16 protein-coding genes and 1 riboswitch are annotated in these 13,295 nt (G+C 48.0%); of the genes, 6 read left to right on the forward strand and 10 right to left on the reverse strand.

What is annotated here, in order from left to right; genetic code table 11:
- Nucleotides 1-181 precede the first annotated feature (181 nt).
- Nucleotides 182-1,909 (forward strand): flagellar brake protein, encoded by a 1,728-nt coding sequence (locus QIT27_RS01620; RefSeq protein ID WP_285262682.1) that lies wholly within the window; start codon nucleotides 182-184, stop codon nucleotides 1,907-1,909.
- 60 nt (nucleotides 1,910-1,969) lie between these two features.
- On the opposite strand, the gene bla is transcribed toward QIT27_RS01620, so the two are convergent.
- The 5 genes from bla to QIT27_RS01645 form a co-directional block, all read right to left on the reverse strand.
- Nucleotides 1,970-2,863 carry a class A beta-lactamase gene (bla, locus tag QIT27_RS01625; RefSeq protein WP_285262683.1) on the reverse strand — a complete coding sequence of 298 codons (894 nt, stop codon included), beginning with the start codon at nucleotides 2,861-2,863 and terminating at the stop codon, nucleotides 1,970-1,972.
- A gap of 57 nt (nucleotides 2,864-2,920) precedes the next feature.
- The gene (locus QIT27_RS01630) at nucleotides 2,921-3,349 is read right to left on the reverse strand and encodes a GFA family protein (protein ID WP_285262684.1); all 429 of its coding nucleotides are present in this window, start codon (nucleotides 3,347-3,349) and stop codon (nucleotides 2,921-2,923) included.
- Nucleotides 3,350-3,392: 43 nt separating this feature from the next.
- Entirely contained in the window at nucleotides 3,393-3,863 is a 471-nt protein-coding gene (locus QIT27_RS01635; protein WP_285262685.1) for a GNAT family N-acetyltransferase, read from the reverse strand.
- A gap of 22 nt (nucleotides 3,864-3,885) precedes the next feature.
- Nucleotides 3,886-4,413, reverse strand: a complete 528-nt coding sequence (locus QIT27_RS01640; RefSeq protein ID WP_285262686.1) for a GNAT family N-acetyltransferase — start codon at nucleotides 4,411-4,413, stop codon at nucleotides 3,886-3,888.
- A 105-nt stretch (nucleotides 4,414-4,518) separates the two neighbouring features.
- Nucleotides 4,519-4,983 carry an OsmC family protein gene (locus QIT27_RS01645; protein WP_285262687.1) on the reverse strand — a complete coding sequence of 155 codons (465 nt, stop codon included), beginning with the start codon at nucleotides 4,981-4,983 and terminating at the stop codon, nucleotides 4,519-4,521.
- A gap of 198 nt (nucleotides 4,984-5,181) precedes the next feature.
- On the opposite strand from QIT27_RS01645, the gene QIT27_RS01650 reads away from it, so the two are divergent.
- From QIT27_RS01650 to QIT27_RS01660, 3 genes are all read left to right on the forward strand, one after another.
- The gene (locus tag QIT27_RS01650; protein ID WP_285262688.1) at nucleotides 5,182-6,003 is read left to right on the forward strand and encodes an aldo/keto reductase; all 822 of its coding nucleotides are present in this window, start codon (nucleotides 5,182-5,184) and stop codon (nucleotides 6,001-6,003) included.
- A 163-nt stretch (nucleotides 6,004-6,166) separates the two neighbouring features.
- Nucleotides 6,167-6,418, forward strand: coding sequence for a type II toxin-antitoxin system Phd/YefM family antitoxin (locus tag QIT27_RS01655; protein WP_039176654.1), 252 nt, complete (start codon nucleotides 6,167-6,169; stop codon nucleotides 6,416-6,418).
- Entirely contained in the window at nucleotides 6,415-6,669 is a 255-nt protein-coding gene (locus tag QIT27_RS01660; protein WP_285262689.1) for a Txe/YoeB family addiction module toxin, read from the forward strand. The genes QIT27_RS01655 and QIT27_RS01660 overlap by 4 nt, the downstream gene beginning before the upstream one ends.
- Before the next feature lie 65 nt (nucleotides 6,670-6,734).
- Here QIT27_RS01660 and QIT27_RS01665 read toward each other — a convergent pair whose 3' ends face one another.
- The 5 genes from QIT27_RS01665 to QIT27_RS01685 all read right to left on the reverse strand — a co-directional run bounded on the left by QIT27_RS01665 (nucleotide 6,735) and on the right by QIT27_RS01685 (nucleotide 11,827).
- Nucleotides 6,735-7,493 carry a protein-tyrosine phosphatase family protein gene (locus tag QIT27_RS01665; RefSeq protein ID WP_285262690.1) on the reverse strand — a complete coding sequence of 253 codons (759 nt, stop codon included), beginning with the start codon at nucleotides 7,491-7,493 and terminating at the stop codon, nucleotides 6,735-6,737.
- An 82-nt stretch (nucleotides 7,494-7,575) separates the two neighbouring features.
- Nucleotides 7,576-8,985 carry a KAP family P-loop NTPase fold protein gene (locus tag QIT27_RS01670; protein WP_285262691.1) on the reverse strand — a complete coding sequence of 470 codons (1,410 nt, stop codon included), beginning with the start codon at nucleotides 8,983-8,985 and terminating at the stop codon, nucleotides 7,576-7,578.
- Nucleotides 8,986-9,089: 104 nt separating this feature from the next.
- Complete coding sequence (locus QIT27_RS01675; protein ID WP_285262692.1) at nucleotides 9,090-9,482, reverse strand: hypothetical protein; 393 nt, start codon at nucleotides 9,480-9,482, stop codon at nucleotides 9,090-9,092.
- A gap of 132 nt (nucleotides 9,483-9,614) precedes the next feature.
- Nucleotides 9,615-10,076, reverse strand: coding sequence for a hypothetical protein (locus QIT27_RS01680; protein WP_285262693.1), 462 nt, complete (start codon nucleotides 10,074-10,076; stop codon nucleotides 9,615-9,617).
- A gap of 71 nt (nucleotides 10,077-10,147) precedes the next feature.
- Nucleotides 10,148-11,827 carry an ATP-dependent nuclease gene (locus tag QIT27_RS01685; RefSeq protein ID WP_285262694.1) on the reverse strand — a complete coding sequence of 560 codons (1,680 nt, stop codon included), beginning with the start codon at nucleotides 11,825-11,827 and terminating at the stop codon, nucleotides 10,148-10,150.
- Between the two features lie 245 nt (nucleotides 11,828-12,072).
- On the opposite strand from QIT27_RS01685, the gene QIT27_RS01690 reads away from it, so the two are divergent.
- Both QIT27_RS01690 and tenA read left to right on the forward strand, forming a co-directional pair.
- On the forward strand, nucleotides 12,073-12,258 hold the full coding sequence (locus QIT27_RS01690) for a phage integrase N-terminal SAM-like domain-containing protein (protein ID WP_285262695.1): 186 nt from the start codon (nucleotides 12,073-12,075) through the stop codon (nucleotides 12,256-12,258).
- Between the two features lie 124 nt (nucleotides 12,259-12,382).
- Nucleotides 12,383-12,537: riboswitch (TPP riboswitch) on the forward strand.
- A gap of 79 nt (nucleotides 12,538-12,616) precedes the next feature.
- Nucleotides 12,617-13,285, forward strand: a complete 669-nt coding sequence (tenA, locus tag QIT27_RS01695) for a thiaminase II (protein ID WP_285262696.1) — start codon at nucleotides 12,617-12,619, stop codon at nucleotides 13,283-13,285.
- Nucleotides 13,286-13,295: the final 10 nt, after the last annotated feature.

Raw genomic sequence — 13,295 nt, forward strand, 5'->3', positions numbered from 1 at the left:
GTAACATAGCCACTACCTGCAATCACTTGCAACTCAATTTTAGGAAAAATCAAATATTATATAAAGTACACAAAAACAAACGTTTGAAACACAAAAACAAACTTTAGAAAACATCATAAAATTTGCATAAACATAAGAAAGGCACTATTAATCAAGCATTATCTATCCTGAGGGGGAAGTTATGCCACAAAAAATTGTAGGAAAAAATGTTACAGCAACTGTCATAAGATCATTACTCCAGCATACACATCAGGTTTCGATTGTATCATTCGACCATAAATTTCCTTTAAAAGCAGATGTTATTGAACTCGACATCAACACTGGACAGCTGACCTTAGAAGCAAACACCTCTGATAGAGACGTCACATCTTATATTCAAGATGGTTTAATTAGCTTAGATATTGAATCCACTAAGCACCTATTGAACTCTGACAAAGAAACATTCAGCCTTGCCAACATATCAGCAAAGTTGACAAAGCTTGATCTCTCTTTATATAAAATCGACTGTCAATTACCTGAGTCTATTTTCATAAAAGAAAAAAGAGGTACCATACGTATTCCTTTCATACTAGGCATGTACGCCAGAGCAAATATTGAGGTTTATCCTAATGAGCTAAATATATCGGGTAGGGTAAGAAACTTTTCTGTGGGCGGGTGCATGCTAGACATTCCTTTGTCAGATACAAATGCGATTACCGTTGGCAAGGAGCTATCTGGTTTAACGATCGAATTCCCAAGTGGTGAAAGCTTTCATGCAGAAGGAAAAATAAAGCATATCCGCCCCTTAGGATATTTTGGATATGCAGCGCTGGGCATTCAATTTATAAATCTTTCTAGACCTCAATTAGAATTATTATTTCGATTTACCACGGAGGCTGAAAGAGAAGCGGCCTATCAAACAGGTATGAGTGATGCGATGGCCACTCACTCCTCGCTATTTATTCCAGGAGCGAAGGAAAAAAATATACTTCTAAAAGAAAGCAATGAGCGTAAGAAAAAAGCACAGCGAACGGCAATGGAAAGAGGGGTAATAGAGCTAGCGCATCAGCTACAGGCTGGTTTAATGTATTTAAAGACACAAAATGTTTTTCCTGCCGAGATCTTCTACAACTGTGTTGACACCATCAGATACTCTATTGAAGAAAACAGGAAAGCTTTTTTACTCGCACTCTCTCTACTTCGAGAAGAAGTCGAGTGGGTAAGGCACTCCATACAAGCAACAAGTTATTTAGCGGACATGCTATTAATTAGAGACCCTCACAGCCCTTATATAAGAGAAACGTTGCTTGGTGCCCTGATGCATAATCTTGGAAAGCCTCTTTTAGTGGGCCCAAAAATACCAACGCTTAAATCCAATATGACACCCGCTCAGAAAGCTATACTAGCTGACCATCGGTCTGCTTTGTTAAACAAGATTAACAATATAGAGTGGAACCCCAGCGAAATATGCTCAACCATTATAAAAAAGTCCGATAAAAGCAATAAAAATCACAAAGAGACAGACATAGAGGTCAAGATCTATGAATTCATTGACATTTTCCTAGTCGTCAAGGAAGTCAACAAACTTATGCACTCAAGGAATGGAACTCCACCGCTGCCACCGATAAGCGCCTATCGAAAAGTCCATGAAGAAGGAAAACAATTAAACAAATCTCTTTTAGTAGAATACATACAAATCTATGGACTTTACCCTATAGGCAGCTTAGCAAAATATTCTGGCGGCTACTTGGCTTGGATCAAAGACATAGATAAAAAAGGCATACCAAACAAAGTAAAAGTGGTGAAAAACTTAAAATTTCCTGACGCGACTTTCAATAGCGATTTAAATGAGAAGGATTTATCACAAATAGGAAAGCTTGAAGAAATCGTCACGCCTAGCGATTTCGGAATTAAAGCACCACGACTATGAAAGGCGCCCTAACTCGCAATAAAAACTGGCGGGTTAGGGCTAACCAATGACAAGGGCTAACTATGGCCCTCTATGCGATTCAGCAATAACATCTTGAATCACCTCTCCCAACGACGCAATAGCCGCATTGCGCTCTTCAAACGATGCCTCGGTTTCGGTGATATAAAACACCACGACCGTAGGTGCCTGCTCCGGTGGCCAAATAATCGCGGTAATTGAGCGTGAGCCGTAACCGCCTGCGCCGGTTCTGTCCGCAATTATCCAATCAAATGGCATGGCGGCACGGAACAGGCCGTCCGCCACCGCATTGCCCTTCATCCACGCTTCTAACTGCTGGCGAGACTCATCTGATAACACATCTCCAAGCACAAGCTTTTCCAGCGTGGCCAGCATGGCGTTGGGCGTGGTGGTGTCGCGCTCATCCCCTGGCGTGGCCTCGTTTAGCTCGGTCTCATAGCGGTCTAGGCGGGTAACGGGGTCGCCCATACTCCGTACGAACGCCGTGATGGCTTCGGGGCCGTCCAGCGCTTGCAGCACCAGATTAGCAGCGGTGTTGTCGCTGGTGGTCATGGTGGCATCGCACAATTCAAACAGCGTCATCGGCTGGTGGCCCGCATACTGCTCGGTGACCGGCGAGTAAGTCACCAACTCAGACTCTTCAAAACTGACCTCGGTTTCCAGCGCCAGCTGCCCCTCATCCACCTGCTCCAGCAGTGCGCCGCAGGCCAGGGTTTTAAAGGTGCTAGACATGGCAAAGCGCTCATCCGCATTCACTCCCCAGCGCTGGCCTGTGGCTATGTTGTGGGCAGCAAAGCCAATGCGCGCATCCAGGGTTTGCTCAATGCGCTCAAGCTCAGCGTTAATACGATCCTCCTGCGCCATAACAGTGGCAGAAGCTAAAAGTAAGCAAGCCGACAGCGCAGCACGCATCCAGCGTGGTTGACGGTGATTCATTGTGTGCATTCCTGAGCAGTGTGGAAAATATTGGAGATGAGTGTAGCGCTATTCTGGCTAAACCTGCTGCAGTGCGCTGTTCAGCGCCTGTAGACTCTCGGGGGAGGCATCAAAGCGCTGGCAGTGGGCGGCTTCCTGCTCCCAGGCGGCGGCTGAGTCCATATGAAGATGCACCGCTACTCTGGCCGAGCTCCCACCTTCTAATAACCCAGCAGGCACCCACATCCAATCGCTACCGCGCAGTTGGTTGGGTACAGGGCTGCCGCATGTCGCGCAAAAATCGCTTCGGTAGCCGCTTTCACGCTGATAAGAACGGATATTCCCCTGCCCCGACAGCCACTTGAACTGCTCGCCCTGCACAAAGGTGGCCGCATTAGCAGCGGCACCGGTTGCCTTACGACATAACGAACAGTGGCATTGGTACAGATGAGGCAGCTCGCCCGCAATCTTAAACGCCACTTCCCCACACAGGCACTCGCCTTTCATTTCCTTCTCCTTAAGGAATTCTTGGTACGCCACCGCTTTCGCGCTACTCCGCGCTGGCATTATACAAGATCACCTCATCTCCTGCGCCATAGCCACTAATCACCGCCGCGCGGGAGACGCCCAACGTGGATTGATACAGCTTCTCTGCGAAGTTGCCTTCCGAGGTGGTCACCATCACCGCCCCCACGCCACAGCCCTGGCGGTGCACGTGGGCTTTGAACGGCGCTAGCGACTCCACAATAAGCTGTTTACCCAGCCCCTTACCTGCCGCATCTGGGTGAATGCCGATTTGTTCCAGCTCGATAATGCTCTTTTCCCTAAAGCCGTTTTTAACGCACCAAAGGATATAACCGCGCACTTGGCTCTCTAATTCGACCACGTAGTAAACGCCCCTTGGGTAGGCGTTAAACGACGCCTCTATCCACTCTGCGTGGTTTTTCTCGCGTGGGAAACAGGCCTGATACACCTGGGCGATAGCGGCAATATCGGTTCTTTCTGCAGCTCTTACGGTCACTTTAAAATCCTTTTTCCGAGAGTTACCTCATGATTTTCTCAAAGCCAAAAAACTCAAGCTTGTGCGCCTTACTACCCCGCTCTTCACCATCGGGTAAGGGGTAATAACGGTTATAAAAAGAGACAATTTTAAAACCGCACTTATTGACATAAAAGTGGATGTTTCGCTTTTCGAAGTAAGGCGTGTGGGTCATCCATACCCGCGTTTGCGGGTACGCCTGTTCGATAGCTTGCCAGGCACGGTAGCCCACGCCACGCCCGTGGGTGCTGGGTAAGAGATAAAACAGATCCAGCGCGTTGTGTTGGGTGGCTTCGTCAATGGTCACAATCGCGCCGCCCACTTTCACGCCGTCTAACAGTATGTGATGCACCACGGCATCTGGCGCGGTAAGAGAGTTGTCGATATCGGCGTCGGAAGGAATCAAGCTCGCCTCCACTGCGCCAAACGTCTCTTCCACTGCCACGCTAAACGAGGCTTTTAACTCTTGCTTGAACGCTTTAAATGCCGATGCGTCTGCCAACGCCAGCGTGACATTAGAGGTATCTTCCATGGCTGCGCCTATATGCTCAATGAGCGTGATTAACCAACCGTTTAGGCTAACCGTAGCCATGACGTTTTGCTATACCACGCTCAAGAAGCCGACGACTTAACGACGTTAATGCTGAATCTCGGTCACCATATCGGTCTTAACCGAGTTAGCGATAAAGCACTTTTCATGGGCAGCGTGATGAATCTGCTCAAGCGCCTCCATTGAGGGTGGCTCTCCTGCAAACACCGCCTTGGGCCGCAGCGTGACTTGGGTCATGGCGATCTTCCCATCGCTACCCTTCTCCATCACACCCACCGCGTTATCCAGGTAGCTTTCCACGACAAAACCCTGCTGCGCGGCAATGGCGAGGAAGAACAGCATATGGCAACTGGAGAGCGAGGCCACAAACGCCTCTTCCGGGTCGACGTTGGCCTCGACCGAATAAGGCAACGGCACTACGTGGGGCGATGACGACGCAGGGACGCGAACGCCGCCATCAAACACCCACTCGTGCCCACGGCTATAGCGCTGATCTAGAAAGGCTTCATCGGCCCCACGGGCCCACTGAATAGAAGCGGTGTATTCGGCCATTTGGGTTCCTCTGGTTCATTGAAAGCTGCCACTAGGATCGGCATGGGTAGCTTCTGACATGATTTCAGAATTGTGCTCATTGATCTTCTCTCGTTCACCACCTTCAAAGCGGAGCTTCTACGATGGGAGCATGAACGGCGATGGCCTTGGGCAGTCAGAACCACATCACAGCAGGGAATGACACTAGGAGAGTGAGATATGCAGACGATTGAGCTAGGCGGCGTAAGCGTTCCCCGTATCGGCCAGGGCACCTGGCACATGGGCGAGGATGCCGGGCAGCGGCAGGCTGAAATCAGGGCGCTGCGTGAAGGCCTAGACCTGGGCATGACGCTGGTTGATACCGCCGAGATGTATGCCGAGGGCGGCGCTGAAGAAATCGTAGGCGAAGCCATTCGCGGGCGGCACGATGAGGTGTATCTCGTCAGCAAGGTTTACCCGCACAACGCCAGCACCCAAGGTGTTCAAGCCGCCTGCGAGCGCAGCCTGCGCCGATTGGGCACCGATACGATTGATCTCTACCTGCTGCACTGGCGCGGCCAGTACCCGCTGAGCGAAACCGTGGAAGCGTTTGAGCGGCTACGCGAGCAGGGCAAGATCCTGCGTTGGGGCGTATCGAACTTCGACGTTGACGACCTGGAAGAGCTAAACGCGCCCGCGTGCGCCACCAACCAAGTGCTCTACAACCCCGACGCCCGGGGCATCGAGTACGACCTGCTGCCCTGGCAAGCACAGCACAACATGCCGCTCATGGCCTACTGCCCCATCGGGCAAGGCGGCGCGCTACTGCATGATGCTACTCTGCAACGCATCGCCGACAAACACCGCGCCACTACCGCGCAAATCGCGCTTGCCTGGGCACTGCGCCACCCCGGAGTAATCGCGATTCCTAAAGCCGTGAATTTGGATCACCTCAAACAGAACGTTGGGGCAGATAAGATTAGGCTCGATGACGAGGATTTGGCAGATATTGATGCCGCCTACGCGCCGCCAACACGCAAGCAGGGCTTAATGATGGTGTGAGCAACCGCCTATCAACGGCTTAGCGTGGGATATGATTCGTGGGCATCACCGGCTCAACCGCTGTTTTAAAGCGGAGAAAACCAAACGCGGCGAAGCCAATTGGCAAACCTAACCCTGTACGCTATTCTGTACATTAACAAGATCGCGTACAGGAGCACCCTTTATGGATGCCATCAGCTACACCGCCGCTAGAACCAACCTAGCAAAAACCATGGAGCAGGTCTGTGAAGACCATTCCCCTGTGATCATCACCCGCAACAAGGCGCAATCCGTGGTCATGATCTCTCTCGAAGACTATGAAGCACTGCAAGAGACAGCCTACCTCCTGCGCGCGCCCAAAAACGCCCGCCGTTTACTGGAATCCGTTGCCGAGTTGGAGCAAGGGGGCGGTCAGGAAAAGGAGCTTCTTGAATGAAGCTCATCTTTTCCGACAACGCCTGGGAAGACTATTTGTACTGGCAGAAAACTGACAAAAAGATTCTCAACCGAATCAACAAGCTGATCAAAGAGACCAAGCGAGAGCCATTTGAAGGCGTCGGCAAGCCAGAGCCTCTCAAACACAGCCTTGCTGGTTACTGGTCTCGGCGAATCAACGAAGAACACCGCATCGTTTACAAGGTCACGGACGACGCTTTGCTTATTGCCCAGCTGCGGTATCACTACTGATTTAACGCCGCGCTCTGCGGTAAATTTGGAGCGCAGCGGAAAATTTGTCCGACAGTAGCGCCTTGTTAGCACTTTAGCTTACGCCGCCCAAGCATGACGAACTGCTGATGAAGTTTATAGCACTCGGTGCTTTTCTCATTAAGCTCTTTAATTCGTAAATCGACATGTTCAGGCCAATCCCAGGCTCCCCGGTAGGCATCGGGAACAGCGGACAGCATAGGGCCTGTGTGAATATACCCAGAGCTTTGGGATAGCCTATATATAAATTCATGCATTTTCTGATATAGCTCTTTGCGAGCTATCTCAAGCTCCTGATCCAAAAACTCTGTTTCTGCGGTATTCCATGTGTCTACGAAGCGATCAATTTCGTCGGTATTGTTGTCATGATAGGAGTTACCAAAGTCATGCTCTTTTAAAAGAACCACCGATCTTGAGTTAGAGGGGAACTCTGCTAAAAACCTTTCAAACAACGCACGGTCTACTGCCTCTAGCTCCTTTGCTTCAGTTGCTGCGATGTCACCGGTTTTATAAATAAAGTACCTGTTTGCGACATTATGGATTAATGCTAATGCGATGAGAGAAAACCCCAAAGTATAGTCAGCCGTATTTGATTCTAGCTCTGCAAACGTGAATTGCACCCCAGAATTCAAGTTAAAGGTTGAAACCAGCCAGTTATAAAATATCTGTTTAAACGCAGTTGGGGTCAAAATAATTGTTCCGCCAACTGTAACAACAAACCACGTGAGCTTGTTGGTAAAATCTGGGAACAGATATTTTTTACCAAGAGCAATTACTAGTTCTTTTAGCTCTTTCTTTGAGATCACTCAGTACTCCTCGAGAGTGCTAACGCCGCGCTCTCCGGCATATTTAGAGCGCAGCGGAAAATTTGTCCACAGCAGCGCTTTGTTAGCCTTCAGAATCTGAAAATTCGAATCTACCAAGCCAATCGATACGGTCTTTAATTCGGTTTAGGTTTACACCGTGTCCCAATCCTGCCGGCCTGTTAACGACATTCACAACTACCTCAGAGTATTGTTTTTCTTTGTAATTCAATTCCTCACTCTGAAGTATTTCTTCGTGCCTCAAAAGTATAGGCGATTCAGCTTTTTGAAATCTACCGCTCTTCGCAGCTATTAGATAACCTTCGACTAACGCGCATTCGAAACTCTCATCTCTATTCCTCTCTGGTACGATTTCATGGAGGTAATCGATTAGCTCTGACTCAGTCCCATCACCTGACACATATCTCTGATAGGCATCTGACTTGAAATGCTTTGAAATGAGCAAGAAAACCAACAATGCAGGAAAAATATACTCATTTTCCTTGGCGGTTCTAATTGCAATATTGATACTTGCGAGGAGTTGTTCGATTTCTCTCAATGAGAGCCAGAGGTTAGTTGCTAGCATTGTAAATACGTTTTTTAAATGGTCTTCGTCGTACCGGAGCTCTCCGTATTGCTTCCTCGGTTGAAAAAATTTGTCTAGTTGTAGCGCAGAAAACAGCGAATCGATGTAGCTAGCCTTATCTGGCTCTTTCAGCTGATACTCAAAGTCGATGAACCTGCGAAGGTATCCAACCGAATCGATTCCGTTTCCATAGACGGCTTCAATCGAATGCCCTAACTGCTCCTTGTCGAGAGCTAGCACAAAGACTAAACCTTCTGTGTTGAATAGATGCTTGATTCTTTCCAGCAGCTCGATTGCGTAGTTCGGCCTACAGCGATCCAGTTCATCGACAAATATGACGAGCGGCTTACCATCCGCTGACTTCTCCACGAAGCTAGCCAAGGCGACATGAAACTCGTAAATTGCCTTTTTTTGCTGTAGGTAGTTGTCGAGCGCATCACCAGCCAATGACCCTGCTGCTTTCGTTATCTCATCTTCTATTATTTTATCAGCATCAATTATTCCCGCAGTGCCAATTCGTACCAGTGCAGGAATTCCTCGTTTTGCAATTTGTTTTCCGGCAGCTTTTGTTTTCTCCCACGCCTCGTTTGCTTTTTCATTGGCACCAATGAGAGTTTTTAGGCCCTCATTCATTTCACCTAAAAAAGAGACCAGTGGATCATCCGAAAAATCGGTTTCCCAAGCATTGAAGTATAGAGAGGGGGAAATATCTTCCTTGAGGTGCTGCTCCCATAGTCGGATAAAGGTTGTCTTTCCCGTCCCCCATCGTGAATCAATTGCTATCACGGCTGGGGAGTTTACGTTTGATACTAGTAAGGACAGATTAAGGATTTCTTCCTTTCTACCCAAAAGATCATATTTGAAAGGATCACTTGGCTCAATCTGTATCGGGTTTAGCTTTAATTTCAAAACATTTATCCCTTTGTGAGACTAACGCCCGCAGCACGCGCGGCTTTGTAGTGAAGGCAAAGCCGCAACGAAAAAGGTGTCGCTGTGCCTGCGATTGTTAGGCACTACCACCAAGGCCTCAAAATGAAAGCGTATGACGGCTTTAGCATAAATGCACGGTTTCTAAGTTTATTTCTTCCATCTATCATTTCCACGGCCTCGTTGATGTCCGGTAACTTTATACTTGGCTCACCAATTGCCAGTGATGCTTTATCTGCCAGAGAACGATACTCTTTGGAGATCTCACGAAGCTTATCCGATGATTTCTTGTGCCCTAGGCGTTTCATTGACAGGCAAACTATATCCAGCTCAGCGGAACATTGCTTTGCAGTCAGCGGACTCATAAGTATTCTTGCCGCTTCTTCTCGAAGCCCTCTAAACTCTGCATGCTTACTGACAACAATCCCAGAGTACACGCCTGTAATTATTGCTAAAAGGGCTTGTAGCCACGTATCCATCCAAACCTCATTGTTCATTTCTGCCTAACGCCTTGCTAACGGGACCAGCGGAGCGGAACCGGTTTGTGGTAAAGTGAGCGAAAGCGAACCACAAACTGGGGGAGCGTAGCTGGGTCCCTGTTCAGCAACTTGTTAAAAGTTTTTTCGCCTCGTGCTGCGCTGAAACCATGCCTTACTAAATGGCATACATTTTGTGCCTGCTATGGACGAATAAACCATATCTTTATCGGTGATAATCTCACAAACACAGGTACATGGATCACCATATGCCCCCCATTTGTGAAGATCAGCGATATAACTAACATTGAAGCTTGATCTTATCACTACCGAACGTGCCCATGAACCTGATATAGAACCTGATTCGATCATGTTCTTCAACTTTTTTTGCCACAGCGTGATCAATGGTAGAAATTCTGGTGAAGCAGGCTTTATTGTTCCGTTTAACAGATCAATCTCTATTTCCACGCCGTCATATGCTATAGCCAGATCATATAGCTTCGCTAACTCCCAATAGCCGTCATAATCGTTGTTTCTGCTCACGAACGAATTGACAAGACCTTGAGAAATATTTTTTAGCTCTTTACGACGCGCCATACGATTACTTTTAACGCCGCGCTCTGGGGCAAACTGGAGCGCAGCGTAGGTTTGTCCCTAGCAGCGCCTTGTTATACACCGATAAGCCCTCTCACTAATTTCTCGAGGTCTCGCTTTTTTTGCCCATCAATTAATCCATCAACATGATGCTTAATTATGTTTATTGGTTTCAGGTCATTACGACCTTGCGGTTTAGGTATAGCAATAAATGCTTCTAAGTCTTCATCAAACTGATGAATACCAACGGTTAGCGCTGTCGAAGCATCGCGAACAATTTGATTCCATACGGCGTGATCGCCCCGATTGTTATCACCGTCAAACATAACAGAGTGCGGTATTCCTAGCTCTGTCAGAAGGTGAATAAATCTGTGCAAGTTGTATTTTCCAAGGCAATCTAGCACATACACCCTAGACTCCCTTAGGAACCCCCACTCGTTATCGGCTAAATAATCAAGATATATTTTTTCTGAAGCGCCTTCGCACAGCAGCACGTGACGTGCGAAGAATAAGCTTGATCGTTCAGTGTCGAGCCAAAGAAAATACTTAAGCTCTTCATCTGCCATTCTTATCTCTTCATCGAAGTTAGGATCTTGGTCCTCTCCAAACGCCCTTGCAGCAACCAAGTTGTTATTCAATATTTGCTGCATTGAGGCTTCAGTTAACTGGTGCGCTACTGAATGTTGACCACTACGATGTAACCTCAGGATTGACGTAAGATCATCTACCGATTTACCAACGAACTGTGAGGAATGCGTTGATACAATTACCTGCTGGGCATCAGAATTGCCCAGCTCTTTAAGACTCCTAAATAGCACATCTTGCTGCGATGGATGAAGAAAGGCTTCAGGTTCCTCGAATAAAATCAAAGTATAATCAGGATTGAAATCTTTCTTGGCAGATTTAGTGGGCGCGTTATATTGAGCAGACATTTTTATCAGAGTATAGATTAAGTGCCGTTGCAAACCCTGACCAAATGACGCGATATCAACACGCTGGCCGTTTAATTTATGATCTTCAATATGCGGCTTAAGTAGATTTTTTACTATGTCGTCTGACTTGATTGGGGAGACCTCAATATCAATCCCAACTCCCCATTGCATTAGTTCAGCGTTAACTCCCGACTTAATCCCATCGATAGATAAACCGCTAACCTCCTCTCCTTTGAATTCATTATTAAATTTCGTGAAAGCAACATTTAATTCATCAAATACATTGCTACTTTCGACAACTTTTTTCATTACCAAATTTACTAAATCGCGAAATGGTGATGGCCCAGATGTTTTTAAGGTGTCTTCTACCTTACTTACAGCAGGTATGTATATTATTGATCCTAATTTTGATGAAGATACATTGGCAGCTCCATAGAAGTTATTATCAGATAAAACTCCATTTTCATAAGCATAAATATTGGACTGTTTTGCTTTAACTCGACCTTCGTCAGACTGAAGATATTTGCGTACCCTTAAAATACGATCTGGTGACTTGTAGTCATCCTTTAAGCTATCTTGCTCTTCAACAGAAGTGTGGAAGTGTAACTCAATCCAGGATTCACTATCAGTAGTGTCTATTTTCGGAAAATCTCTATTTTTTTCGTATTTTAAGCCGCCGTCCTCATAGAAGACTCTTAACGCACTAAGCAGATTAGTTTTTCCAGAATTGTTCTCGCCAACAATCATACTGTAATTTGAAACCTCAAACGTGGCATCCAATACAGATCGAAAATTGTGAACAATTACCTTCCTTAGCTTCATGATCTCTCCGATGTTCGATTAAGGTGTATAACAGTGATTATACGCCCTGCCATGAAACCTCAATGAACGTGACATCACAATGACTGAGGTTTCATAGCCACCAAATTGAATCTACCTCATTGATTCTACAGCGTGCAAAGAGAATTTTGGCGATATAGCCAACATTCGCAGGCTTGTGCGTTTTGCTTGCCCCCAACAATACTGTTCAAAAAACAGCATTGTTGGGGAATTCTCCCACGAAACTAATGGAACACGTCAAGACAACCATGAGGGTCAAGCTTTATAGCTTACGTTTCGGGAAAACCTATTGCTACTGGATTCGCTTCTACATCCGGTTCAATAACTTATACCACCGCGTCACCATGACAAATCATGAAGTACGGCAATTTTCAGAGTATCTGGCAATCGAAAGGCAGGTGGTGGCTACATAGAAGAAGGCGTTGAATATTATCGTGCTTCGGTCTCTTATCGATTCCGCAGTAGGCCATTGCCAACCATTCAGAAAAATAAACCCCTCTTGCATCTCCCCCACCCGCCTCCTACACTCCACCCACGAACAGCTTGACGGGGTGCCGGTGATATCCGGCTGAGATGGCGCAGGGTAGGCTTTTGGCTACCGAGCGCTGGTCCCGCTGAACCTGATCCGGCTAATGCGCTGCTTTATGAATGGCGGCGCGGGTACCGGCGTAGGGATCAAGCGATGGCCGCTGCGCTCCTTTACGCCACTCTTCCGTGCCATTCCCTCGATCTTTCTCGCCTGCCCTCCGGATCATTACCACCGGAGGCATCATGGGCTACCGCTTTACCGATCTCACCACCGCTTGCCAAGACGATTGGCGCGCTTATATCGAGCACGATTTCGTGCGCCAGCTGGGCAACGCCACGCTGCCTGAGGCGTCGTTTCGCCACTACCTGAAGCAGGATTACCTGTTTTTGATTCACTTCGCCCGCGCCTACGCGCTGGCTGCCTATAAAAGCCCCACCCTCGCCGATCTTCGCCAAGCCCATGAAGGCTTGAAAGCCATTGTGGATGTGGAGTTGGGCCTGCACGTGGGCTTTTGTCAGGAGTGGGGCATCAGTGAGCAGGAACTGACCGAACTCCCCGAAGCCCGCGCCACGCTGGCCTACACCCGCTACGTGTTGGATACCGGCAACCGGGGCGACCTGCTGGATTTGCACGTGGCGCTGGCCCCGTGCCTCGTAGGCTACGGCGAAATCGCCAACTGGCTGAACGCGCAACCTTCCACGCTGCGCGGCGCGCAGAACCCGTTCGATGCCTGGATCGCCATGTACGAAGGCGAGGAGTTCCAAGCTGCTATGCAAGCGGAGCTTGCGTGGCTCGATGCCCGCTTGGCTGATGTCACCCCCGCCCGCTTTCGTGAGCTGAGCAAGATCTTCCGCAATGCCACCCGCCTGGAAATCGATTTCTGGCAGATGGGCTTAGACCTCTCTGAATAATGACCAACAA

The sequence above is a fragment of the Halomonas sp. LC1 genome (assembly GCF_030247125.1).
GTDB lineage: Bacteria > Pseudomonadota > Gammaproteobacteria > Pseudomonadales > Halomonadaceae > Vreelandella.